Below are 24,535 nucleotides of genomic sequence, written 5' to 3'. Positions count from 1 at the left end.
GCGGGGTATCAGGTTACCCGCGTCATCGTTAACGCTCTTCGCGAGCAAGCTCGCTCCTACCAGTGGACTTCTGTTGCCGGGTCTTCATCTCACTGACAATCACCGCCGCCACAATCAACACCGCCCCCAGCATGGCAATCGGCGGGAAGCGCTCACCGGCGATCCGCCCGATCACCCCGGCCCAGACTGGCTCGCCGGCATAGATCAAGGTGGCGCGGGTCGGCGAGACGCTTTTCTGCGCCCAGTTCATCGCCAGTTGAATCACCGCGCTGGTCAAGCCCAGGCCCATGGCGATGAACAGCAGTAACCAGGAAAAGCCCGGTAACGATTCGCCCATAGGCACCATCAGCAGGAACGACAGCAGCGACGCGGTGGCCAGTTGCACCACCGTCACCCGGCGTACATCCACTTGGCCGGCGTAGGCGCTGATCAGGATGATTTCGGCGGCAATCGCAATGGCACCGATCAGGGTCGCGATTTCACCGGGGCTGAAGTTCAGCGATGCACCGGCGGGGCCGGTCAGCAGCATCAGGCCGGCGAAGGCCAACATGATGCCAATGCTCGGCATCAAGCCCGGGCGCCGCCCCAGCACCAGCCATTGCAACAGCGGTACGAAGGGCACATAGAGTGCGGTGATGAACGCCGACTGGCTGCTGAGGATCGTTTGCAAGCCAATGGTTTGCAGGCCATAGCCAAACATGATCGCGGTGCCGATAAAGGCCCCGGCCTTGAGTTCAAACAACGTCAGGCCGCGCAGGTTGCGCAGGGAAAACAGGCCCACCACCAGCGCCGCCGCCGCGAAACGCAGGCCGACAAAGAACATCGGCCCGCTGACGGTCATGGCATGTTGCACCAGGATAAAGGTTGCGCCCCAGATCATGGTGATCAGCACCAGCACGCATTCGGCTTTGCTGAAACGGGAAAACAGTGCGGAGGAGGTCGAGGTGGTCATGGCGGCTCTGGTCTTGCACAGGAGGGGCGCGGAACGCACAATGCGCCGCAGCTGGGCAGTATACTGCGCAAACCCATCGAGTGAGCAATATAGTGCACAAAGAAAATCCGCAACGGGCTTCGGTCCTGCAGCACGTCAGCCAGAACGTTCGTCGCCTGCGCCACGCGGCCGAATTGAGCCAGACGGCCCTGGCGGAAAAATCCGGGGTCAGCCGGCGCATGCTGGTGGCCATCGAGGCGGGTGAAAAGAACGTCAGCCTGTCCACCCTCGACCGTGTGGCCGAAGCGCTGGACGTGGCCTTCAGCGACCTGATCCAGGCGCCCGATGCCCGTGACCACAGCCGCATCAACGAACTGGCCTGGACCGGGGAAATCGATGGCAGCAAAGCCGTGCTACTGGCCAAGGCTACCGCCCGGCGTGAGGTTGAACTGTGGGAGTGGCGCCTGGAACCGGGCGATCGCTATTGCCCGGACCCCGACCTGGAAGGTTGGAGCACGCAATTGTTTGTGTTCGAGGGCAGTCTGACCCTGGTGGTGGGCGATGTCGAAACCACCATCGCCGCCGGCGAGTTCTTTATGTTTCCCAGTCACCAGCCCCATGCCTATCGCAATGAGGGGCCCGTGGCGGTGCGCTTTATCCGCAATGTGGTGATCTAGATCCACACATCATTGAGCATGGTCCGCTCGCCGCCCTGATCACCGGTATTCAACACACCGCAGGGCTCGACCAGCAGTAATTTCACCTCACCCTCGGCATACGGTTTGTGCTCGACGCCCTTGGGCACCACAAACATCTCACCGGCGCCGATCTGTACCGCACCATCGCGAAAATCAATACGCAGCGCGCCGTCGAGGACAATGAAGGTCTCATCGGTATCCGCGTGGCTGTGCCAGACAAAATCCCCCTCGATCTTCACCACCTTGAATTGGTAGTCGTTCATCTGCGCGACGACCTTGGGTGTCCATTGCTCGCTGAACAGGCTGTATTTGTGCGCAAGGTTGATGGCGGTGTAGGAGGGCATGGCAGTCATCTCAGGTGATCCAGGAAAGGCCTGAGCTTAGTAGCGGCGCGATAGCCGGTATTGAATGATTGTGCGATTGTTTGGCAAATAGAAATGTTATATTGTATCTATCAATAACGATTCTCATGTATCTCCATGCCTGAGGTCGGCTCGTTTACTTTTGGCTCAAGGGATTGCAGATGAACCAGTTGCACGGGATTGCTCCACGGTTTCCCACATTGTTGGCAGTGGGGCTGATGTCCTCGCTCACTGGCTTACCCGCCGTCGCAGCAGAAGATCGCGAAGAATCGGTCACCGAGCTTGAAGCCACCCGGGTCAGCGCACCGCTGAACAAGGCGCTGGAAGTGAATGCCGGTGGTTTTGGCGCCAAGGACGCCATGGAAATCCCCCTGGCCATCCAGAGTTACTCCAGCAAGACCATCGCCGACAGCTCCGCGCGCACCGCCGTGGACGTGTTGAGCCTCGACCCTTCGGTGCTCAGTGCTTCAGGCGGTAGTGGGTTTGACAACTTCCGCCTGCGCGGCTTTGCCATGGACAACTTCAACACCATCCGCCGCGACGGCCTGACCCTGGCACCGCACCACGATGTGCCCCTGGAAAACGTCGAGCGCATCGATGTGCTCAAGGGCCCGTCGGGCTTTCTCTACGGTTTCAACTCGCCGGGCGGCACCATCAACTACATCCTCAAGCGCCCGACCCTGGAGCCGCTGCTCAATGTCAGCGTGCAAGGCTCGTCGTTGCTCGGCCGCTACGTGGCGATTGATACGAGTGACTCATTCAACGACGGCGCCTTTGGCTATCGCCTGAATGCCGGCTACGAAAAAAACGGTGACTTCGATCACGCCCGCGACATGGAGCGCAAGTTCATTGGCCTGGCCACCGATTTTCGCTTGAGTGATCGTGCGCTGTTGCAACTCAACGCGGACTGGTCGCGCAAATCCACGGTCTCCGACCCATTGCTGCGTGCCGACCAGAGCGGCCGCGCCAATCCGCTGGATCCGTCCAGCTATGTACTGCCGCCCAAGATCAATCGCCGGGATCTGCTGACCGGTTCCTGGTTCCGCCACCAGACCGAAGGCGCCAACCTCGACGCCAAGTTCGAGTACGAACTCGATGACAACTGGACGTCCGTGACCCAGGGCAACTATTCGCGGGTCGAGCGCCACGGCGGCTACAACGACCTGTTCGGGATCAAGCCCAACGGTGATATTGGCTCGGCGGACTTTTATGTGTCCCGTGGCGAAGTGTTCAGCACCTGGTCACTGCAGTCGTACCTGGCCGGCAAGTTCGCCACCGGCAACATCTATCACGACGTGTTCTTCGGCACCGGCTACAAGCAATTCAAGGATGTCAGCCCGTTTTGGGACTCGGTGGACAGCGGCACTCCGGGCATCAGCATCGGTGACGTCTCGGTAGGCAACATCCTGCACCCGGTCAACCCGCCGAAATGGCATTTCGGCCCGGAGCAGCCCACCGACTTTGTGTCCTCCATCAAGGAAACCTCGGTCTTTGCCAGCGACCTGATTTCCCTGAACGAACAGTTCCAGGTGATGCTCGGTGGGCGCTATATCTGGTACCGCGCCGATCATCTTTCGGCCAAGGCGCCGGCGCAAAGCCACAACGTATTCGTGCCCAGCGCCGCGCTGATCTATCGGCCCTGGGACAGCCTGATGACTTATGTCAGCTACTCCAAAGGCTTTGAAAAGGGCGACTACGCACCCCACACCGCGACCAACGCCAGCCAGCCCACCGACGCCATTGAGTCCCAGCAGTACGAAGTCGGCCTGAAGCTGGACCTCAATGATCGCCTGAACCTGGGCCTGGCGATATTCGATATCCGGCGCGAGGCCAGTTACCTGAATACCAGCAACACCTACGTCAGCAACGGCGAATACCACCACCGTGGCGCTGAACTGACCCTGTCCAACCGCGTCACCGATGCCCTGACACTCACCGCCAATGCGGCTTATTTGTCCACGCGCATGGAAGATGTCGATGACGTCACGGTAGAAGGCAAACGCACCGAAAGTGTGCCCAAGTGGAAAGGTGCGGTCGGTGCCTTGTACAGCGTGGCTGCCGTGCCCGGTCTGTCGTTGGACAGCACCTTGAGCTACGTCGGCAGCCGCCCGGTGGATCCACAGAACAGCGGCTACATCCCCAGCTACACCTTGCTCGATGCCGGCGTCAGTTACCGCTCGAAACTGGCGGATACCCCGGTGACCTACCGCCTGCACGGCAAGAACCTGACCAACAAGTACTACTACGCCAGCGCCTATTACCAGGGTGGGCTGGATGTGGGGCGCGAGCGCGAAGTGTTCCTCTCGGCCAAATTCGAGTTCTAGACCGATGACCCATTCCAGCTCATTGCCCGGCCTGCGCCACCTGTGGGTCGAGCGGCTGCTCGATCAGCACCGCACCCGATTGACCGAACTGGTCGACGGCCTTGGCTCGCCATTGCATCTGCTGTGCCCGCAGATCTTTCACGCCAATGTCGAAGCCTTCCAGCACAGCTTCACCGACGCCCAGGTGCGCGGCAGCCTGTTATTTGCCAAGAAGGCCAACAAGGCCAACTGCTTTATCCAGGCCTGCGCGCAGTGTGCGATTGGCGTGGATGTGGCCAGCGTCGGTGAGCTGCAAAAGGCCTTGGCGGGCGGGGTTGCCGGCGGTGATATCGGCGTGTCCGGCCCGCGCAAGAGTGATCAGTTGCTGGGGTTGGGCTTGAGCCACCAGTGCTTGCTGGCGGTGGATTCGCTGGAGGAACTGATGCGTATCCAGCAGTTGGCGCAATCGATGCGACAACGGGCGCACCTGCTGTTGCGTTATTGCCCCAGCAGCCAGCCCCACAGCCGCTTCGGCTTGAATGCCCGGGAGTGCGACCAGGCCCTGGTGTTCTGCCGCCAGCATGTGGCGAACCTGGACTTGCAAGGCTTTTCCTTTCACCTGGGCGGTTATGACACCGAGCAGCGGGCGCAAGTCGCCAGCCACTTGATCGATCTGTGCCAGGCCAGTGAGTTGGACAACTGCCGCACGGTCAACCTGGGGGGTGGTTTTGCCGTGCGTTATGTCGACCCGGCGCAGTGGCGGGCCTTTATGGCCGAGGACTGTGCCGAGGGTTATCACGGGGAAAAAGGGTTTGTCGGGTTCTATCCCTATGGTGCGTTGCGCGCCGGGGCCGAGGCCCTCGACGATATCCTCGCCACGCCCGTCAGCCCCGGCCTGAGCCTGGCGCAAAAGGTCATCGAACACGGGGTGCGCCTGATCATTGAACCTGGCCGCGCCTTGCTCGACCAGGCCGGCATCAGTGTGTTCCGCGTGCAGGGCGTCAAGGACCGCAGCGCCAGCGACGGGTATGCACTGGTCACCGTGCAGGGCAGCAGCTTCAGCCTCTCCGAACAATGGTTCAACAGCGAGTTCCTGCCTGACCCACTGCTGCTGCCGGCAACGCCACGGGCGCCGTCGCCCTTTGTCGCCTGTATCGGCGGAGCCACCTGCCTGGAGTCGGACATGCTGACCTGGCGCAAAGTCGCCTTCGACTGCCCGATCCAGGCCGGCGACTTGCTGATCTACCTCAATACTGCCGGCTATCAGATGGACTCCAACGAGTCGCCATTTCACGAAGCCCCATTGCCCCACAAAGTGGTGGTGGAACTGCGTAATCAACACCTGCGCTGGAAGCTGGACAGCCTGGCGTGAGCGTTAAAACCATTGCACAAGGAGCCTTGAGTGAACAGTTCGAACAAACCCGCTGCCCCCGCTGATCTATGGGTGCTGCCCCAAGCCGCGCTCGAAGACCTGGGGGTGAGTTACCGCGAAGTGCTGCAGGTGGTCGAGCAGGCGTACAAGGCCTTGCGCAGCGGCGACTCGCAGAACCCGCTCAAGACCATTGTCGAACCGGCAGACCGGCGCTCAATCAGCTACTCGATGGTCGGCCGCGATGGCGCGAGCCAAACCGTGGGTTTCAAGGTGGTCTACGAACATGATCCGCAGCGCACCCGCGATGCCTATCAATTCCACTCGTTTATCTTCTTGTGTGATGACCGCACCGGCCGTCCGATTGCCTTGATGGATGTGGTCAAGCTCGGGCCGCTGCGCACCTCGGCTACTTCGGCGTTGATGGCCAGGGCCGCGTGCCCGGATGCCCGCAGCGCCCTGGTGGTCGGCACCGGTGTGCAGGGCCAGGTGGCGCTGCCCATGCTGCTGGCGGCCATGCCGGACCTGGAGCGATTGTATGTCTATGGGCACTACGCCGAGGGCCTGCGCGCAGTGCGGGACAACCTGCACAAACACTATCCGTTGCGCGATGTGATCGTGGTCGACGACCTGCAGGCGGCGGCTGGCGAGGCCGATATCATCCTCGGCGTCGCCGGGCTTTCGGCGCGCCAGCAAGTGCAGCGGGCCTGGCTCAAGCCGGGCGCCGTGGCAGTGCTGGTCGGCTATGGCATCGATGCCGACGTGCTGCATGGCGCTGACTACCGCATCGCCACCGACATCGCGCAGATGCAGGTCACCAGCGCCGACCTGGCGGCGGCTGACGGCAGCCTGCCCGAGGTGGACGCCGAACTGCCGGATATCCTCCTGGGCCTGGCACCCGCACGGCGCCATCGCGATGATGTGGTGTTTGCCTACAACAGCGGCATGGTGGTGACCGATGTCGCCCTCGGTCGCTTGATGGCCGATCGCGCGCTGGCGCAGAACCGTGGGCAGAGGGTCCAGCTATGGTCGGCTTGAATACCGCGCAACCTGGCGCCTGGCGCGCTGACAGCCGGGCACTGTTGCTACTGGCACTGCCGCTGATCCTGACCAACCTGGCGTATGTGGCCCTGACCACCATCGATATCGTGGTGCTTGGCACCCTGGGCGCCAAGGAGCTGGCAGCCGGTGGCCTGGCACTCGCCCTGTTCAACCAGTTGCGCACCACCGGCACCGGGCTGGTCACGGGCGTCAGTAATCTGGTGGCGCAAGCCAACGCCAGGGGCGATGAAGCTCAAGTGCGTGCGCTGCTGGTGGCGGGCCTGTTCTGGGCCACCGTCAGTGGCCTGGTGTTTATGGGCGTGTTGTTGGCGTTGCGTCAACCACTGACATGGCTGGGCCAGGACGCCAGCGTCGTGGCGGGGGCCATGGACTTCCTGTTGATTATTGCCCCAGGCCTGTTGCCGTGCCTGTGGTTCCAGGCGCTGCGCCACTTCACGGTCGGCCTCAAGTTCCCCGGCCCGTTGCTGGCAATCACCTTGGTGTCGATCGTTCTTACGGCGGCACTGAACTACGTGCTGGTGTTCGGCAAACTGGGCCTGCCGGCCTATGGGCTGGCAGGGGTGGCAATCACCAGCGCGGTGGTGTTCCTGCTGTCGTTCCTGATGTTCCTCGTGGTGGTGCTGACCCACCGGCGCCTGGCCGGCTACTTCAAGCTTGCACAGCTGAGTTTTTCGCCGACGGCGATCAAGGCCGTGTGGAAGCTCGGGCTGCCGATTGCCGGGACCTATGCCAGCGAGGCCGGATTCTTCAGCGTGCTGACCCTGCTGATCGGCACCCTGGGCATGGAAGCGCTGGCGGCGCAGACCGTGCTCAACCAGATCATCTACATCGTGTTCATGTTCTCGGCGGGGATCTCCCACGCGGCCTCGATCCATATCAGCGAGGCCTGCGGCACCGGGCAGTATCAGCGCGCCCGGCAGCTGGGGCGCCTGGGGCTGGGGCTCGGAGTGGTGGTCATGCTGCTGTTTGCGATTCCCTATGCACTGCTGCCCGAACAGGTGATCGGCCTGTTTATCAGCACCGAACACGCCAACAACCAGGATGCAGTGAGCCTGATGGCTACCGGTTTGCTGATCGCCATCGTCCTGCAGATCTTTGATGCCAGCCAGAACATCGGCAACGGCATCTTGCGCGGTATCGGCGATACGGCGGGGCCGTTGCGTATTTCGCTGTTCGGCTACTGGCTGGTGGGGCTGCCCGCCGCCTGGTTGCTGGGCATCGTCAGTCCCTACGGCATCTTTGGCGTATGGGCCGGGCTGGCGATAGGCCTGGCGGCCACGGCGCTGCTGCTGATCGTCTCGTTTGAACGGCAACTCAAGGCGCTGGACCGCGCAGGCGCCATCGCACTGTCATAACAAGGAGGTGTTCAATGCATCAAGACAACCCCGCCCACCGCATCGAGGCGCTGGTGCGGCCCAGTGTGCGACGCTTGCCCCTGTACGACCCGGGCGCCGATCCACGTAAGCTCGGTACGCCAACGGTGACCAAGCTGTCCAACTGCGAAAACCCCCTGGGCATGTCGCCGGCCGCCGCTGCCATGCTTGCGCGTCAGGGCGGGGCAGGGTTGGAGCGTTATCCCGACCCCAGCGGTCGGGCGTTACGGCAACTGATCGGTGGGCAGTTGGATATCGATCCGGCCAGAATCATCCTCGGCAACGGTTCGGAAAACATCCTCGAATTGCTGTGCCTGGCACTGCTCGATCCCCAGGATCGGGTCGTCACCCAGCAGCCTTGTTTCAGCCTGCATGAAAGCCTGCCGTTGATGATGGGGGCGCAGGTGGACAAGGTGCCGCTCAACGATGACTTCAGCCTCAATTTGCCGGCCTGGGCTGCGGCCCTCCAGCCACCGGCGAAGATGCTGATGCTGAGCACGCCCTGCAACCCGGTAGGGACAGCGCTATCGCCGGTTGAACTGACTGAGCTGGTTGCCGCCGCCCATCCCGACACCTTGCTGGTGATCGACGAGGCGTACTTCGAATTCGTCGAGGACGGCGCCGACGCCCTGGCGATCCTGGGCGCGCAGACGCGGCCGTGGATCATCCTGCGCACATTCTCCAAGGCCTACGGGCTGGCGGGGCTGCGGATCGGCTATGGCATTGCCTCGCACCCCAGCCTGATCGACGCGCTGCACCGGGTGCGTACGCCGTACAACGTCAATCAACCGGCCCAGGAGGCTGCCCAGGCCGCCTGGCTTGACCAGGCGCACGTGGTGCGCAGCCGCGAATTCATCACGATCGAGCGCCAGCGCCTGACCCAGGGGCTACAGGCTGCGGGTTTTCGCGTGGCGCCGTCCCAGGCCAATTTCCTGTTTATCGATACCGCCCGCAATGCCCTGGAAGTGGTCGAAGAACTGCTCAAGGACGGGATCATCGTCAAGGCCTGGCGCGAGCCGGGGTACACCGGTTTCATTCGCGTGTCCCTGGGCCTGGCCGAGCAAAACCAGGCGTTTCTCGCCAGCTTGCAACGCGCCGTCGCGGCCCTGGCCGGCTAAGCGCCGCGCCTGTTTTTCATACTGCCCAGAGGTTGTCATGATCAAGACTTGCCTGTCCGAACTGATCGGCGATACGCCGCTGCTCAAATTATGCGTCACTGAAAACGGCAGCTGCGTGCTGCTCAAGCTGGAGCAATTCAACCCCACCGGCACCGCCAAGATCCGCATGGCCCGGCAGATGCTCGATGAGGCACAGGCCTCGGGGCAGCTTAAGCCGGGTGGACGGATTGTCGAATCGACCTCGGGCAACACCGGGTTGGGCCTGGCGTTGCTCGCCGCCGAGCGCGGTTATAGCTTCACCGCAGTGGTTGACGAACACGCCAGCCCCGACAAACTGCGGGCCATGCAGGCCTTTGGTGCGCAGTTGGTGCGGGTTGGCGATCCCGGTGGCGGGCTGGCTACTGCCGACCGGGATGCCACCGCCGAACGTATCGCCAGCGAGCAGGGCGCCTACTGGACCCGCCAGCACCACAACCCGGCGAATGCCAATGGCTACACGGCGCTGGCAGCGGAATTGCGCGCGGCGCTGGGGGACGAAATCCACTATCTGGTGGGCGCCGTGGGCACCGGCGGCTCGCTGTGCGGCACTGCGCGCGCCTTGAAACGCCATGCCCGCGGCCTGCAGGTGATCGGTGTCGAACCCTGTGGGTCGGTGATCTTCGGCGGCCCCGGTGCGCCGTATCACCAATCCGGTACCGGCACCCCCGAAGGCGCGGAAATCGGTGCCGTGGTCGACTATGCGCTGATCGATAAAGGATTGACCGTCAGCGATGCCCAGGCCTTTGAAACCGCACGCTACCTGGCCCGGCATTACGGCTTGCTACTGGGCGGCTCGGCTGGCGGCGTGGTCTACCAGGCCCTGCGCGAGGCCCGGCACGCGCCGGCCCACAGCGTGATCGTGGCGCTGGTGTGCGATGGCGGTGAAAAGTACCTGGACACGGTATTCAACGACCAATGGATGGCTGACCGGCAACTGCTGGCGCCACAGGTCCATCGTGAGTTGGAGCAGTGGTTGAGCGCAGCGCCCCAGGCCAGGCAGCAGGCCGTCGCCGGGGGGTAGCGGCTTGCCTGGGGCGCCGCCCTTCGCTACTGTGGCGCCCCGCCCGCGTGAGCCCTGCCATGAGTGACACCACCGTTGAACTGATCCAAACCGGCCCTGAACAGGCCGAGCTGATCCGCAACCTCTACCAGTTCTATGCCTATGAATCCTCGGATTGGGAACAGGAAGACGTCGAGGCGGACGGCCGTTTCTATATTCACGAAGAACACCTGTCGCGCTACTGGCAAGACCCGCAATGGAGCGCCAATCTGTTGCTGGTCGACGGTTATATCGCCGGTTTTCTATTGATCGAACGCAGCGAGCTGGCGGGAATCAACGCCCTGGAGTTGGCGGACCTGTTTATCCTCAAGCGCTATCGCCGCAAGGGCATTGGCCGTGCCGTGGCCACTCAGGTATTGACCAGCGGCGAGGCTGACTGGCTGGTGCGTTTCTACGACCAGGACGAGGCCTCCCAGGCGTTCTGGCGCAGCGTGCTGGACCACCTGCCGCGTCCGGTGCAGGCGATTGAACTGGAAGACGAGCCGCAGTTGTTGAGTTTTTTGGTGACCCGGGCTGTCGTTCACTGAGCCGACCCAAAGCGTTATTTTTCCCTGTAGGAAGGACTTGTGTGGGAGCGGGCTTGCTCGCGATGGCGGAGTGTCAGTCGACACATGTGCTGAATGATCCGCCGCTATTGCGGCATGAGTATCTACACAGTTCTTTTCTTCTTGGCGTTGTGTACCTATCCGTTTTTTGTGTAACGGCGGCTAATGGTTCCGCTTTTACAGCGGCTCACTTTTGAACAGCGCAAAAGTAAGCAAAACGCTCTTGCCCCACCACTCGGCACCTCGCCTAGGCTCGGTGTGCCCGTCATCCGATATTGATTTGGGGGGGGGCGCCCCCAAATCAATGTCGGATGACGGCCAGCGTGGTTTAACGGGGCGCCTAAGATCAAAATCAAAAACAAAGCGAGGCGGCCTGACAGCCGGCCTGATCGTCGAATCGTGCGCGTACCCCTGTGGGAGCGGGCTTGCTCGCGATGGTCGTTAACGATGACGTTGGGTATCTGACACTCTGCGGCGTTCTTACTGACGCTTTCGCGAGCAAGCCCGCTCCCACAGGTAAGTAGCTCCGCACTTTGCTTTTGCTCTTGCTGTTGATCTTAGCCGCCGTTACACAAAAAACGGATAGGTACACAACGCCAAGAAGAACAGAGCTGTGTAGATACCGATGGCATCGCAGGCGAGCCAGCTCGTGCAATCAGCGGGCGCTGTAAGGCAGCAAAAACGCCACACTCAGCCCCGCCAGTGAAATCAACCCAAACCACGCCACCGGCCCCATGGCCCAGCCCCATACCTGCACACTCACGGCAAAGCTGGCCGCCAGCAGCACCCAACCCATCCCCCGCAAGCCACGCCGCAGCATGGGCGAGGGCAGGCGTTGCCAGAGTTGTTTGTAATGCCGTTCCAAGCCCAGGCATAAGCCCAGCATTCCACCGCAGGCCAGCAACAACGCTGCTATCAATGCCATCTCAGTTGGCCTCTGCCACAGGTTGCTTGCCTACGCGCCGTGGGGCACGTTCCTTGGGCGCCTGGCACAGCTTCCAGCACGGCCAGGCCAGCATCAGGCCGAGGGCGACGGTGGTCAATTCCAGGTAGAAGTAATCACCCTTGCTGCCCCCCAGCAGGTTCAGCGCCGGCAGGCCGATACACAGCGCAGCCGCCAGTGCCAGTTGTTCACGCCAGGCACTGCGCCACGGACGGACAATGGCGTGGCCGAGGCTCAACAACCACACCAGGAAAAACACCCGCACCTCCCAGCCACCGCGTTGGGCCAGTTCCACCGGCAGCAAGCGGTTGGCCCACAGGAAGGCCACGCACGCCACCATCAAACCGGCCACCACCGCCACGTTCAGGCGTTCGGCGACGTGGTAGAGCAGGGCGCCGACAGCCCCTTCGCCATCGTGGCGACGGCGGCGCTTGACGGTAAACAGCACCACACCGGTCGCCAGCATCGCGCAACTGGCCAGGCCGCAGACAAAGTACAACCAGCGCATCGAGTAGCCGCCAAACTGGGCGAAGTGCAGGCCGGCCATGACCTTTTGGGTCAGCAGGCTCGGCCGGCTGACGGCGGGTTGGCGCAGAATCTCACCGCTGACCCCGTCAAACAGCATGCTCTGGCCCTTGGTCAGTTCGATGCGGTTGCCCAGCACCGGGCGCGCCTCGATACGCGCGTCGCTGCGGCCCGGGTTGTGGATCGACAGACTGGACACTGGCCCCATGGCTCGCTCCGCTGCGAGCAGCAGCGGTTCCAGCGCCGTCAACTCGGCGGCTTCGCTACGTGTGGGGCGTTCGCCGCGCGCCTGTTGTTCGGCGGGCGCACCGCGCAGGGCCCGGCCCAGGTTGTCGCGATCGCCATCAAACAGTGCATCCACCGCCGCCGGCATGTAGATCAGGTAGAAAATCACCAGCCCGGTATAGGTGATCATCAGGTGAAACGGCAGCACCAGCACCGCCGTCGCATTGTGCGCATCGAGCCAGGAGCGTTGGCCCTTGGCGGGGCGGAAGGTGAAGAAGTCCTTGAAGAACTTCTTGTGAATCACAATCCCGCTGATCAGCGCCACCAGCATTGCCATGGCCGCCAGGCCGACGGTCCAGATCCCCAGGTCACGGGGCAGGTTGAGGGTGAAGTGGAAGCGGAAGAAGAACCCGCCACCGGCAGTTTCGCGCACGCCCAGGGGCTCGCCGGTGTGTGGGTCGAGCGCGGTGCCGCCGCCACGGCGTTGCTCGCCGGCCGATACCGTCAGGGTGTCGGAACGCTCGCCAGGCAAGCCGATGTTCCAGGTCTTCGCCTCGGGATGCTGGCGCGCCAGGTAGCCGAGGGCCTGCTGCGCGGCAGCGCTTTGCGACAGGCTGGTGGTGGGGACTTCCGGGCGCATCCAGCCGTCGATTTCCTTGTCGAACACCGCCAGGGTGCCGGTGAGGAAGATCGCAAACAGCAGCCAGCCGAACACCAGCCCACTCCAGGTATGCAGCCAGGCCATGGCCTGGGTCAGGGTCTTGTGTTTCATCCCAGCACCTCGCGCCATTGTGGCCAGAACCCGATGGCGGCCAATGGCAGCGCCAGGGCCACTCCGGCCCAGGCGCGCCAGGCGTTGCGACAGCCAAAGGCCCAGAGGATTACCAGGGTGTAGATCAGGAAAGAAGGCAGGGTCGCGACGACCAGGGCATCAACCTTGTCCATGGGCAACAGGCGCGCCAGGGCGGCGGTAAACGCATAGGTAAACAGGTAGCCGCCGATCAGCGCGGCGACAATCCGCGAGAGTGTCGGCCAGGCAGGGGATTTGCTTTTCATGGTGGGCTCATCGGGGCCAGATCAGGCAACACAACCCCTTTGGGATCGAGTTGGTCACAAGTAATGCATGGCGCCAATGCTAGTGATTCTCATATGGGAGTAAACGCAATTTACAACTTATACACTTTGAGCCGCAGATGCAGGCACAGGCCGGGCGTGGTGTTTTGCGCCCATAACGTGCCGCCCTGCAACTGCACGATGCTGCGCGCAATCGACAAGCCCAGGCCATAACCGTCACCGCCCGGGCGGGCGGCATTGAGGCGGGTGAAGGGCAGGAAGATCTGCTCCAGCTTGTCCGGCTCGATCCCCGGCCCCTGATCCTGAATGCACAGGTGCCAGAAATCGCCCTCAAGCTTACCGGTCAGGCGCACCACACCCTGTTCTGGGGAGTGGCGGATAGCATTGCGCAGGATGTTTTCCAGGGCCTGGGCCAGGCCATTGAGGTTGCCCAGCACCCAAACGCCTGCGGGCAGCTCGCAAGGCAGGCGCTCGCTCGACCAGCCGCTTTCAAAGCAGGCGTCTTCGCGCAACAGGTCCCACAACGGCTCCATCTCCACCGCTTCCACCGGCATCGACGGGCGTTCGGTATCCAGCCAGACCAGCTCCAGGGTGCTGCCGATCAAACGTTCCATGCCTTGCACTTCGCGCTCCAGGCGTTGGCGCAATGCCGTTGGGTCGGGCTCGCGCTCACCGGCCACCCGCAACCGACTCAAGGGCGTACGCAGTTCGTGGGACAAGTCCCGCAGCAAGCGCCGCTGCAGGACCACGGTGCTCTCCAGGCGCTCGGCCATATGGTCGAAGGCCCGGGCCAACTCGCCCAGCTCATCGCGGCGGCGTGTCACCTGGGGCCCGACCCGTGACGCCAGGTCACCGGCGCTCAGCGCATTGGCCTGGCGCCGCAGGATCACCAGCGGCGAAATCAGCACCCGGTACAACAGCACGCCGAACAACAGCGCCAGTGAGGCCGGCAGTACGTGTTGCAGGAGGATGTTCCAGCGGCCATTGTCCTTGCGCGGGTCCAGGTGCAAGGGCAACTCCATCACCAGCCGCGATTGGCCATCGCTGAACGGGATATAAAACGTTGGCCGGCCACCGGGGCGACCCACCGGCCAGTCGATCCGGCGCACGAAATCCAACTTGCGCCGTTCAAGCCTGGTCAGTGCCTGGGAAGACAGCGAATGGTGCTCATCCACCACCACCGCCCACACCTGCTCCCTGGCGCGCAAGGTATTCAGGAACTCGTCGACGCCCGCCGCGCCGCGCTCATGCCAGGCGGCTTCGGCCTGCTGCGCATAATCGGTAAGAACTTGCCGGGTGGGCGCGGGCAAGCGCGCAGTGGCTTCCTGGATACGCTGGCTCACATCCACTTGCAGGCTGACCACCAGCAAGCACAGCACCGCCAGTAGGCCGATCAGTTTCCACAACAGCGAATGACGGTGGGGCAGCCTCATGGCGCCAGCCGGGTCAGGATGTAGCCGGTGCTCCTGACCGTCTCCACGCGTCCGGCGGTGTAGCCGATGGCCTGCAACTTGCGGCGGATGCGGCTGACATGCATGTCCAGGCTGCGATCATGCCGGGAATAGGCGCGGTGCATCACCTGCTGGTACAGGAATGCCTTGGTCAGCACCTCATCGACATGGGCCACCAGGGTTTCCAGTACCCGATACTCGGTCGTGGTCAGGTCGGCCCACTGCTCATTGAGGCTGACATCGTTGCGTTGCTCGTCGAACGTCAGCTGTGGGTCCTCATTGCGCGCCGTGCCGGGCACCTCATGTTCATAGGCCACGCGGCGCAGGATCGCATCGATGCGCACATCCATTTCCAACATGCTGAACGGCTTGGGCAGGTAATCGTCGGCCCCCTGGCTGAACCCGGTGATGCGATCCTGTTCGGCGCCGAGGGCTGACATCAGGATCACCGGCACCCGTTGATGCCGGCGTAGTTGCGCGAGCACCTCCAGGCCGCTGCTGCCTGGCAGCATGATATCCATCAGGATCAGGTCAAAAGGCTGGGCGCGCACCAACTCGACGATTTCTCCACCGTTCTGGCGCAACGTGACCTCGAAGCCACGTTGGCCCAGGTGGCTGTCCAGATGGGCGGCGAGCACCGGGTCATCCTCGACGGCGAGGATGCGACGCGCAGCGGGGAGCGAAGGGTGGGCGTGCATGGGAATATCCTGCGAATGCGAATGTTTCTAAGTTGCGCATTCTGGCAAATCTTTCGGCACATTCCTATTGATTGCGGTTTATTGCTGCATTTGCCGGATGATCCGACAGAACACCGGGTCATCCAGATACGCCACGTTGAGCCGGGTCCAGGGCACGACGCTCTTGGGTTGGGTGGAGAAAATCGCCCCTGGTGCGAGCATCACGCCCTCGGCCAGGCACAGGCGGGTCAGCAGGTTGGCGTCGTCGACCTGGGGGAAACGCGCCCACAGGTACAGGCTTTGTTCGGGGCGACAAAATACTTCGGCACCCAGTTCGTCGAGCAAGGCCAGGCCGCGGGCGGTGGCCTGGCGCAGGCGATCTTGCAGGCGCGACAAGTGCCGCAGGAACTGACCTTCGCCGAGAATCACGTCGATGGTCCGCTCGCTGTACTCGGCGCCGCTGTTATGCAGGATCATCTTGATATCGGCCAACTCTTCGACCCGCTGCTTGCTGCCGGCGATAAACCCCACCCGCAGCGCCGCCGACACCGACTTGGAAAAACTGCCCAGGTACAACGTGCGGTTGAGTTGGTCCAGGGCCGAGAGTTTGATCGCCGAGCTGGGCTTGAAATCGGCCATGGCGTCGTTTTCCACCAGCAGCAGGTCATAGGTTTCGGCGATGCGCAGCAACTGGTGCGCCTTGGCCGGTGACAGGTCCGAGCCCGTGGGGTTATGCCCGATCGATTGCAGGAAGAACAGCTTGGGGCGATGGGCCTTGAGCAACTGTTCCAACACCTCCAGGTTCGGCCCGTCGGGCTCGCGTGGCACGCCGAGCATGCTCGCGCCTTGCAATTGCAGTTTGCCGAACAGCGGGTAGTAGCCCGGGTCTTCCACCAGCACCGGGTCGCCCGGGTTGACGTAGCGGCGGATGATCAGGTCCATGGCATGGTTGGCCCCAAGCGTTGTGACCAACTGGCGGGTCGAAACCTTGATGTTGTAGTCCGCCAGCTTCTGGACCAGGCGTGCGCGCAGCCCGGCGTTGCCCAGGCGCGTGCCATAGCGAAACAAAGTGGTGACACCGGCCCGCACCACCTGGCGATGGAACTTGTCCAGGCGCATATCCATCAGCCATTCGACCGGCGGGAAACCTTCCCCCAGGGGCGAATGCCCAGGGTCGCGCAGGAACTGCTGGCGCATCATCCAGATGGTGTCCAGCGCCCGGTTGTAGGGCAGGCTGTCGTCTTCTTCGCGGGGCTGGGCCACGCGCTTGATGACAAAAAACCCCTGTCCGTGGCGGGCCTCCACCAAGCCTTCGGCGGCCAGGTGTTCGTAGGCGGTGATCACGGTATTTTTCGAATGACCGTGCAGGCGCATGTATTCGCGCAGCGACGGCAGCTTTTCGCCGGCTTTCAGGGCGCCATCGGTGATTTGCTGGGCGATGGCGCTGGCTACCTGCTGCGCGAGGGTCGAGCGCGCCATGGGGCATTTCCTCGTGGGGTGCTTGTTATGGGTACAGTCGCGTAACTGTCCGGCAAAACTGTACCTTCTTTCAAGGCTACAGATCGGGCAATTTGGCGTCATCCAATAACAAATGACTCCCCAAGGAGCCCCTGATGCCAATCGATTCGCGCTTGCCCAATTTTCGTAGCCTGTCCCCCCGCCAGCGTCTTGACCACCTCCAGCAACTGTTGGGCCTCAGCGCGGCAGATGCCGACCTGTTGCGCGGGGCTGGCGCGCTGCCCCTGGAGATCGCCGATGGCATGATCGAAAACGTGATCGGCACTTTTGAATTGCCTTACGCCGTGGCCAGCAACTTCCAGGTCAACGGCCGCGACGTCCTGATCCCGTTGGTGGTGGAAGAACCCTCGGTGGTCGCCGCGGCCTCGTTCATGGCCAAGCTGACCCGTCACGCCGGCGGTTTCCAGACCTCCAGCAGCGCGCCATTGATGCGTGCGCAAGTGCAGATTGTCGGGATTACTGACCCGTTCAATGCGCGCCTGAGCCTGTTGCGGCACAAGGATGAAATCATCGCCCAGGCCAACAGCAAGGACCAATTGCTGATCAAGCTGGGTGGCGGTTGCCGCGACATCGAGGTCCATACCTTTGCCGACAGCCCGCGCGGGCCGATGCTGGTGGCGCACCTGATCGTCGATGTGCGCGATGCCATGGGCGCCAACACTGTCAACACCATGGCTGAAGCCGTGGCGCCGCTGATGGAACGCTTGACTGGCGGCAAGGTGCGCCTGCGCATCTTGTCCAACCTTGCGGACCTGCGCCTGTCCCGTGCCCAGTTGCGCATCGCCCCTGAGCATCTGGCCACCGCCGCGTACAGCGGTGAAGAAGTCATTGAAGGGATCATCGACGCCTACACCTTTGCGGTGATCGACCCGTACCGCGCTGCGACCCATAACAAAGGGATCATGAACGGCATCGACCCGTTGGTGGTGGCCACCGGCAATGACTGGCGTGCCGTGGAGGCGGGCGCCCATGCCTACGCCTGCCGCAACGGTCACTACGGCTCGCTGACCACCTGGGAAAAGGACAGCGCCGGGCACTTGGTCGGCACCCTTGAGATGCCAATGCCGCTGGGGCTGGTGGGCGGGGCGACGAAGACCCATCCGCTGGCGCAATTGTCGCTGCGCATTCTGGGCGTGAAGACTGCCCAGGAACTGGGGGAGATCGCCGTGGCCGTGGGCCTGGCGCAGAACCTCGGCGCCTTGCGTGCCCTGGCCACCGAAGGCATCCAGCGCGGGCATATGGCCTTGCATGCGCGCAACGTTGCGTTGTCGGCCGGCGCCCGTGGTGAAGAGTTGGACTGGCTGGTCAAACGCATGGTCGAGAGCCATGACGTGCGCGCTGATCGGGCCGCCGAGCTGTTGCTTGAAAAGCGCGGGCAGTAACCGTGGACTCTGTGCGGTTGGTGGAAGTGAGCGCGCGCGATGGCCTGCAAAATGAGGCCCGCAGCCTGCCGGTAGAAACCCGCGTGGCGCTGTTGGAGGGGCTGGTCGCGGCGGGGCTGAGAACCCTGGAGGCGGGGGCCTTTGTCTCGCCACGCTGGGTGCCGCAGATGGCCGGCACCGACGAGGTGCTGCGCCGTCTCGGGCAGCCAGCCGGGGTGACCTACAGCGCCCTGGTGCCCAACCTGCAAGGCCTGGACGCCGCGCTGGCGGTGGGGTGTCGGGAGGTGGCGGTGTTTGCGGCGGCCTCCGAGGCGTTTTCCCGCAAGAACATCAATTGCTCGATTGCCGAGAGCCTTGAGCGCTTTGGTCCGGTGTTGGCCAAGGCGCGCGAGGTAGGCGTGGCGGTGCGTGGTTATGTGTCCTGCGCGTTGGGTTGCCCGTTCAGTGGCGAGGTTGCGCCCGGCGACGTGGCACGGGTGACGACGGCACTGCATGAGATGGGCTGTTATGAAATCAGCCTGGGCGACACCATCGGCGTCGGTACTGCGCAAGCCACTTCCCGGCTGATCGCGGCCTGTGCTGCAGAGGTGCCAGTCAGCGCCCTGGCCGGGCATTTCCATGACACCTATGGCATGGCCGTGGCCAACGTCCAGGCGGCATTGGAGGCCGGGGTCAGGGTGTTCGACAGCTCCGTCTCCGGCCTGGGTGGCTGCCCTTATTCACCGGGAGCCACCGGTAATGTGGCAACCGAAGAGTTGGTCTACCTGCTGGAACATCAGGGTTTGGCAACCGGTGTCGACCTTGAGCGATTGATCGAGGTCGGCGTGTTTATCGACAGCCAGTTGCAGCGCGTCGGCGGCTCGCGAGTGGCGAAAGCCATAAAAGCGCGTCAATGCTTCTCATAAAAAGCCTTAATAAAAACAACAAGCCCGCAAGGGCGCGGAGGGCACCATGCAGCAACCTCTTTCACCGCCAAAAAAGCAAAACCTCTATGAGGTCTGGGGCGACACCATCGATGGCCGCGACCTGGTGCTGTCCATCGGCATCGGTGCAGTGGTCAGCCTCGGTGCGTATTTCGGCGCACATTACCTGCTGCAACCCATCGTCGAGTCGGCGCAGATGGCCAAGACCTACGCCATGCTGGTGGGCGTGCTCGGCTGCCTGGGTGCAGGCGTGATCAGCGCCAAGTTGTTCCCGCCCAAGCGTGACGTGCAGGAGCACGCGGCGGACCCGGCGTTTCGCGCACAAGTGGTGGCCGATCTGCTCAAGGAGTACGGCAGCCTTGGTCGGTTGGAGGACTTGTCTGACGAAGTGATCGCCGAGTTGCGCGAACTGGAGCTGTACGACTTGTTCCGTGAAGGCCAGGCTCGTGAAGAACAGGCGCACCTGAACGGAGGGCGACCGTGATGGAAATGCTGATGCATGAAATCATGATGGCGTTCGCCTTGGGGCTGCTGGGGGCGGTGGTGTTTTCCGCCATCGGCCTGGTCTCGGGCACCGACGAAACCGCCACCCTGGCGCCGTTGACCATGCTGGTGGTGTTGCTCGGCGCACCGCCTGCCGGGGTGTTGACGTTCTTCCTCGCGGGCGCGGTGGCCAAGCACATGACCCACGCGGTGCCCACGGCTCTGCTGGGCATTCCCGGTGATACGGTGGCCACCGCCTTGCTTGGCGACGCCAACTACCTGCGCAAACTCGGCGTGCCACATATCGCCCTGCGCAAAATGATCACCGGCGGCGCGGTGGCGGCGTTGATTGCGGTGCCGTTGTCGGTTCTGTTCGCGGTGTTACTGGCGCCGTTTGGCGGGGTGATCAAGCAGTTCGCGCCGTGGGTGTTCCTGTGTGCGGCCCTGGCCATTGCCTATTTCTCCGCCGGGCGCTGGGCCTCGGTGCTGACCCTGGTGCCGTTTGTGGTGGTGATCGTCGCGTTGCAGGCCTTGACCGGCCACTACGGGGTGAAACTGTCAGTCAGCTATTTCCTCGGCATCGCCGTGGCGCCGCTGATTGCGTCGCTGTTTTCGCTGTTGGCCCCAAGTGAGCGCGAGCACATGCGCCGCAACGAATACCGGGTGTTCTCCCTGGCGCCGGACGTCAAGGGCTGGAGCGGCTACTTCCCCAACCCGTTCAAAGTCATCAACCGACGCCAGGTGAAAGTCACGGCCATGGCCGCCAGCGTGTCGAGCGCGACGTTCGTGTTCAGCCCGGTGGCGATGACGGTGATCATGGGCGAAGTGATCGGCGCGCGGATCAAGCAGGCGTACGACCGCCTGACCACGGTGATCACCGCGCGAAACGGAGTTACCGAGTCCACCTACATTGCCGAAACCCTGATCCCGCTGATGGCTTTCGGTCTGCCCCTGAGCCCGGTGGCTGCCGGCCCCGCTGCGCCACTGTTCAACGCACCGCCACGCTTCTGGGTGGACAACGCCAGCGGCCAGGTCAACAACCTGCACAACTTGCTCAGCACCTGGGACTTCCTCGGCTACGGCATGCTCGCCGTGATCGTGGCAATCCTGGTGGCCTACCCGTTCACCATGAACTTTGCCCATGGCGCCGCCGCCTTTGTGGTGCGCAAGATCAGCCACGAAGCGGTGATCGCAACGTTTATCGGCCTGGTGCTGGTGATCGGTATCTGGGAGGGCGGTCTGCTTGGGCTGCTGGTGATCGTCACGGTGGGGTTGCTGGGTGGTTTCCTGGCACGCTTTCTGGGTTTCAACACCGGCGTGCAATTCATGGGGTATTACACGGCGGTGCTCAGTGTGCCGGCGATCATCGCGCTGGCGGGCTAGGTAACCCAGCAGCCTCTTAGCTAGAACCACCACGACATTTTCCCGGCAGATAGCGGTTTATCTGCGACGGGAGAGTGTTGCCTGTCAAAAAGCAAAGGAATAACAACAATGAACATCCTTTCCCGTTCCAACCCTGTGCTGCTGGGCTGCCTGGCGTTTACCGCCAACAGTTATGCCGAAGGTTTTGTCGACGACGCCAAGGCCTCGTTGAACCTGCGCAACTTCTATATCAATCGCAACTTTGTCGATGATCGTTACTCCCAGGCCAGGGCCGAGGAGTGGACGCAGAGTTTTATCCTCGATGCACGCTCCGGCTTTACCCAGGGTACCGTGGGCTTTGGCCTGGATGTCCTGGGCCTGTATGCGGTGAAACTCGATGGCGGCAAGGGCACCGCCAACACCCAGTTGTTGCCGGTGCACGACGACGGTCGCCCGGCGGATGATTTCGGGCGATTGGGCGTGGCATTGAAGGCGAAGCTTTCCAACACCGAGCTCAAGGTCGGGGAGTGGGCACCGGCCCTGCCGGTGTTGCGCTCTGACGATGGCCGTTCGCTGACCCAGACCTTTCGTGGCGCGCAATTGACCTCCCGCGAGCTCAACGGCTTGACGCTGTACGGCGGCCAGTTCCGCGCCAACAGCCCGCGCAATGACGCGAGCATGGAAGACATGTTCATGGCCGGGCGCGCGGATGTGACCTCGGACCGTTTCAACTTCGGCGGCGTCGAGTACCAGTTCAACGACAAGCGAACCCAAGTGGGCGTGTGGTACTCGGAACTGGTCGATATCTATCAGCAGCGCTACTTCAACCTGATCCACAGCCAGCCCCTGGGCAGTTGGGTATTGGGGGCCAACCTGGGTTATTTCTCTGGCGAAGAAAACGCCAAGGCCCTGGCTGGCGACCTGGAAAACCGTGCGCTGTCGGCGATGCTCTCGGCAAAAACAGGTGCCCATACCCTGTACCTGGGCGGGCAACGCATGTCCGGGAAAAATGGCTGGATGCGGGTCAATGGCACCGCCGGTACCAGCCTGGCCAACGACAGCTACAACGCCAGCTACGACGCAGCGCGCGAGCGTTCCTGGCAACTGCGTTATGACTATGACTTCGCGGCCCTGGGCGTGCCGGGGCTGACGTTGATGACTCGCTATATCCGCGGCAGCAATGCCCATGTAGGGGCGGTCACTGATGGTCGGGAATGGGGGCGGGAGTCGGAGTTGGCGTATGTGGTGCAAAGCGGGGTGGCGAAGAACCTCAACGTGCGCTGGCGTAACTCGACGTTGCGTCGCGATTACAGCACGCTGGAGTTTGATGAGAACCGGTTGATTATCAGTTATCCGTTGTCGTTGTTGTAAGTGGAGGGCGTGGCGGCCTCAGGGCCGCTGCGGCTTCACCCCTGTCCCAAACGTATTGCCCATCCGCACGCTGGTCGCCGCAGGTGTCGACAAGCCAATCTGGTTCGGCGGCCGCTGATGGACCGGTTTTTCCCGGGTCTCGCGGTTTTTCTGCGCGGCCTTGCCGCCCATCTGCTGGCTCAAGCACCCATAGTCAGGCGCCTTGTACCCATCCACCCTGGCTTCGACACAACCGCCCGGCGTGTCCTCGGCCTGCACGACCGACACCAGGCCCGCACACAGCAACAGCATCACCAACCGCTTCATCAGGGCCTCCTGGCTGGCCCGAGGAAGTGGGCCGTAAGTGCTTGCCAGTCTAGCCCGATGAAACAGGCGAAACCGTGATGTTTTTTTTGCCATCACCGTAACATCAGGTTCATAAATTGGCCTCAGGATGACGCTTTTCCCAGGACACGTCAGCCGTGCAGCAAGGCAGAGCAGGGGTCGAACGGTGGGCTTGGAGGCGCACACACTGCTGCCTGGCCTTGCTGTTGGCCTGGATGTGGTTGCCACTGCCCGCAGCCCTGGCTGGGGAGCCGAAGGTGTTACGCCTGGATCTGCCTGCGCAAAGCCTGGTGCCAGCCCTGGAAGCCTTCAGTCGTGCCACCGGGATGGCGGTGTTGGTGGACCGCGAGTTGACCCACGGGCGGCGTTCGATTGGCGTGCATGGGCACTACAGTGCCCAACAGGCCTTGGGCCTGTTACTGACCGGGAGTGGTCTGATGGCGCGTTACGCACGCAGTGATGCATTTACGCTGCAGTTGCCTGAAGTCAGCCAGTCGCTGGCCGGTCGAGGGGTGTCGCCGCGCAATGCTGCACGGCTCAACCGCAGTTATGCCACGGCCTTGCAGCAGGCCGTCGAAGCCAGCCTGTGCCGTTCGCCCATGACCCGCCCCGGCAGTTTCCGGGCGCTGGTACAGGTCTGGGTCAACCACGACGGGTGGATTGAACATAGCCGCCTGGTCAGTTCCACCGGTGATGCGCAGCGTGATGAAGCGCTGGTTCGCAGCCTGGGCAGCACCCGGATAGAACGCCCGGCACCCAGTTCGATGCGGTTGCCGTTGACCCTGCTCTTAATGCCCGACACCACAGGAAAACGCATGGAATGCACAGCACGGGAAGGAGTTTCCGGGGCATGAAGGATACCGGGCACACGCCAATGGTCAGGTTGTTCCTGGCCTCCTACGAAGACTTCAAGGTGCGTTTGCGCAAGCGCCTGGGTTCGGAGGACCTGGCCAATGACGTCCTGCATGAAACCTACCTGCGGGTCGACCGCATGGACATGCCGGCCAACCTGCAACAACCCAATGCCTATCTGTATCGCATGGCCTTGAACATCGCCGCCGACCGGCGCCAGGCTGATGCCCGCCTGCTGACCGGCAGTGAGGTCCAGGAGTTGCTCAACATCAGCGACGAAGCCCAGGATCCCTCGCGGGTGGTGGGCGGCCAGAAAGAAATCCAGTCCTTGCTCAAAGCGCTCTACGAACTGCCCGCCCGGCGCCGCAAGATCCTCATCGCGGCCCGCCTGGAGGAAGCGCCGCACCTGGAAATCTCCCAGCGTTTCGGCATCTCCACGCGCATGGTCGAGAAGGAAATCAAGGCCGCCCTGGGGCATTGCGCCCAGCGCCTGGAAAGAAAAGTCATCCAGCGGTTCGGTCCCGGCGCCGGAAAACCGTCTTAGTGTTGAGTCCCTGACAATCCG

24 protein-coding genes are annotated in these 24,535 nt (G+C 62.8%); 15 read left to right on the top strand and 9 right to left on the bottom strand.

The genetic code is table 11. The annotated features are described in order from the left end of the window. Window positions 1–28: 28 nt before the first annotated feature. Window positions 29–952 (bottom strand): DMT family transporter, encoded by a 924-nt coding sequence (locus FJD34_RS10405; protein WP_090290844.1) that lies wholly within the window; start codon window positions 950–952, stop codon window positions 29–31. Between the two features lie 92 nt (window positions 953–1,044). Between FJD34_RS10405 and FJD34_RS10400 the strand changes: the two genes are divergently transcribed. Continuing rightward, a complete protein-coding gene (locus tag FJD34_RS10400; RefSeq protein ID WP_032861061.1) occupies window positions 1,045–1,608 on the top strand; it encodes a helix-turn-helix domain-containing protein in 564 nt (187 codons plus the stop codon). Here FJD34_RS10400 and FJD34_RS10395 read toward each other — a convergent pair. Next, entirely contained in the window at window positions 1,605–1,973 is a 369-nt protein-coding gene (locus FJD34_RS10395; RefSeq protein ID WP_090293103.1) for a cupin domain-containing protein, read from the bottom strand. The genes FJD34_RS10400 and FJD34_RS10395 overlap by 4 nt on opposite strands. A gap of 179 nt (window positions 1,974–2,152) precedes the next feature. On the opposite strand from FJD34_RS10395, the gene FJD34_RS10390 reads away from it, so the two are divergent. The 7 genes from FJD34_RS10390 to FJD34_RS10360 are packed head-to-tail and all read left to right on the top strand — an operon-like array spanning window position 2,153 to window position 10,842. Beyond that, window positions 2,153–4,315 (top strand): TonB-dependent siderophore receptor, encoded by a 2,163-nt coding sequence (locus FJD34_RS10390; RefSeq protein WP_090290845.1) that lies wholly within the window; start codon window positions 2,153–2,155, stop codon window positions 4,313–4,315. A 4-nt stretch (window positions 4,316–4,319) separates the two neighbouring features. Next, window positions 4,320–5,666 carry an alanine racemase gene (locus tag FJD34_RS10385; protein ID WP_090290846.1) on the top strand — a complete coding sequence of 449 codons (1,347 nt, stop codon included), beginning with the start codon at window positions 4,320–4,322 and terminating at the stop codon, window positions 5,664–5,666. A gap of 30 nt (window positions 5,667–5,696) precedes the next feature. Next, window positions 5,697–6,701 carry an ornithine cyclodeaminase gene (locus FJD34_RS10380; protein WP_032861058.1) on the top strand — a complete coding sequence of 335 codons (1,005 nt, stop codon included), beginning with the start codon at window positions 5,697–5,699 and terminating at the stop codon, window positions 6,699–6,701. Further along, window positions 6,689–8,080 (top strand): MATE family efflux transporter, encoded by a 1,392-nt coding sequence (locus FJD34_RS10375; protein WP_050593377.1) that lies wholly within the window; start codon window positions 6,689–6,691, stop codon window positions 8,078–8,080. Before FJD34_RS10380 ends, FJD34_RS10375 begins: the two co-directional genes overlap by 13 nt. Window positions 8,081–8,094: 14 nt before the next feature. Then, on the top strand, window positions 8,095–9,216 hold the full coding sequence (hisC, locus tag FJD34_RS10370) for a histidinol-phosphate transaminase (RefSeq protein WP_090290847.1): 1,122 nt from the start codon (window positions 8,095–8,097) through the stop codon (window positions 9,214–9,216). A gap of 37 nt (window positions 9,217–9,253) precedes the next feature. Then, window positions 9,254–10,276, top strand: a complete 1,023-nt coding sequence (locus FJD34_RS10365) for a PLP-dependent cysteine synthase family protein (protein WP_032861056.1) — start codon at window positions 9,254–9,256, stop codon at window positions 10,274–10,276. 59 nt (window positions 10,277–10,335) lie between these two features. After that, a complete protein-coding gene (locus FJD34_RS10360) occupies window positions 10,336–10,842 on the top strand; it encodes a GNAT family N-acetyltransferase (RefSeq protein ID WP_032861055.1) in 507 nt (168 codons plus the stop codon). A gap of 673 nt (window positions 10,843–11,515) precedes the next feature. On the opposite strand, the gene FJD34_RS10355 is transcribed toward FJD34_RS10360, so the two are convergent. From FJD34_RS10355 to FJD34_RS10330, 6 genes are all read right to left on the bottom strand, one after another. Beyond that, on the bottom strand, window positions 11,516–11,785 hold the full coding sequence (locus FJD34_RS10355) for a DUF3325 domain-containing protein (RefSeq protein WP_090290848.1): 270 nt from the start codon (window positions 11,783–11,785) through the stop codon (window positions 11,516–11,518). A gap of 1 nt (window position 11,786) precedes the next feature. Further along, window positions 11,787–13,325 (bottom strand): PepSY-associated TM helix domain-containing protein, encoded by a 1,539-nt coding sequence (locus FJD34_RS10350; protein WP_090290849.1) that lies wholly within the window; start codon window positions 13,323–13,325, stop codon window positions 11,787–11,789. Further along, entirely contained in the window at window positions 13,322–13,609 is a 288-nt protein-coding gene (locus FJD34_RS10345; RefSeq protein ID WP_065943716.1) for a DUF3649 domain-containing protein, read from the bottom strand. The genes FJD34_RS10350 and FJD34_RS10345 overlap by 4 nt, the downstream gene beginning before the upstream one ends. 110 nt (window positions 13,610–13,719) lie before the next feature. Beyond that, window positions 13,720–15,060 carry a sensor histidine kinase gene (locus FJD34_RS10340; RefSeq protein ID WP_032861052.1) on the bottom strand — a complete coding sequence of 447 codons (1,341 nt, stop codon included), beginning with the start codon at window positions 15,058–15,060 and terminating at the stop codon, window positions 13,720–13,722. Then, a complete protein-coding gene (locus tag FJD34_RS10335; RefSeq protein ID WP_032861051.1) occupies window positions 15,057–15,776 on the bottom strand; it encodes a response regulator transcription factor in 720 nt (239 codons plus the stop codon). Before FJD34_RS10335 ends, FJD34_RS10340 begins: the two co-directional genes overlap by 4 nt. A 78-nt stretch (window positions 15,777–15,854) precedes the next feature. Further along, window positions 15,855–17,234: an aminotransferase-like domain-containing protein gene (locus FJD34_RS10330; RefSeq protein WP_090290850.1), complete on the bottom strand. Its 1,380-nt coding sequence runs from the start codon at window positions 17,232–17,234 to the stop codon at window positions 15,855–15,857. A 134-nt stretch (window positions 17,235–17,368) separates the two neighbouring features. Between FJD34_RS10330 and FJD34_RS10325 the strand changes: the two genes are divergently transcribed. From FJD34_RS10325 to FJD34_RS10305, 5 genes are all read left to right on the top strand, one after another. Beyond that, on the top strand, window positions 17,369–18,655 hold the full coding sequence (locus FJD34_RS10325) for a hydroxymethylglutaryl-CoA reductase, degradative (RefSeq protein WP_032861048.1): 1,287 nt from the start codon (window positions 17,369–17,371) through the stop codon (window positions 18,653–18,655). Window positions 18,656–18,657: 2 nt separating this feature from the next. Then, complete coding sequence (locus tag FJD34_RS10320; protein ID WP_194532069.1) at window positions 18,658–19,560, top strand: hydroxymethylglutaryl-CoA lyase; 903 nt, start codon at window positions 18,658–18,660, stop codon at window positions 19,558–19,560. A gap of 46 nt (window positions 19,561–19,606) precedes the next feature. Then, window positions 19,607–20,062, top strand: coding sequence for a hypothetical protein (locus FJD34_RS10315; RefSeq protein ID WP_090290851.1), 456 nt, complete (start codon window positions 19,607–19,609; stop codon window positions 20,060–20,062). Between the two features lie 11 nt (window positions 20,063–20,073). Then, window positions 20,074–21,444 carry a tripartite tricarboxylate transporter permease gene (locus tag FJD34_RS10310; RefSeq protein WP_373290069.1) on the top strand — a complete coding sequence of 457 codons (1,371 nt, stop codon included), beginning with the start codon at window positions 20,074–20,076 and terminating at the stop codon, window positions 21,442–21,444. Window positions 21,445–21,552: 108 nt separating this feature from the next. After that, entirely contained in the window at window positions 21,553–22,794 is a 1,242-nt protein-coding gene (locus FJD34_RS10305; protein WP_065943720.1) for an OprD family porin, read from the top strand. Between the two features lie 18 nt (window positions 22,795–22,812). Here FJD34_RS10305 and FJD34_RS10300 read toward each other — a convergent pair whose 3' ends face one another. Beyond that, window positions 22,813–23,100 carry a hypothetical protein gene (locus tag FJD34_RS10300; protein WP_032861043.1) on the bottom strand — a complete coding sequence of 96 codons (288 nt, stop codon included), beginning with the start codon at window positions 23,098–23,100 and terminating at the stop codon, window positions 22,813–22,815. A 233-nt stretch (window positions 23,101–23,333) separates the two neighbouring features. Between FJD34_RS10300 and FJD34_RS10295 the strand changes: the two genes are divergently transcribed. Further along, window positions 23,334–23,972 carry a secretin and TonB N-terminal domain-containing protein gene (locus FJD34_RS10295; RefSeq protein ID WP_090293106.1) on the top strand — a complete coding sequence of 213 codons (639 nt, stop codon included), beginning with the start codon at window positions 23,334–23,336 and terminating at the stop codon, window positions 23,970–23,972. Continuing rightward, complete coding sequence (locus FJD34_RS10290; RefSeq protein WP_032861042.1) at window positions 23,969–24,514, top strand: RNA polymerase sigma factor; 546 nt, start codon at window positions 23,969–23,971, stop codon at window positions 24,512–24,514. The genes FJD34_RS10295 and FJD34_RS10290 overlap by 4 nt, the downstream gene beginning before the upstream one ends. The last annotated feature ends 21 nt before the right edge of the window (window positions 24,515–24,535 follow it).

This window comes from Pseudomonas brenneri (genome assembly GCF_007858285.1).
Classification (GTDB): Bacteria; Pseudomonadota; Gammaproteobacteria; order Pseudomonadales; family Pseudomonadaceae; genus Aquipseudomonas; species Aquipseudomonas brenneri.
Note: the sequence above shows the minus strand (reverse complement) of the source record. Positions and strands in the feature narration are given on the sequence as shown.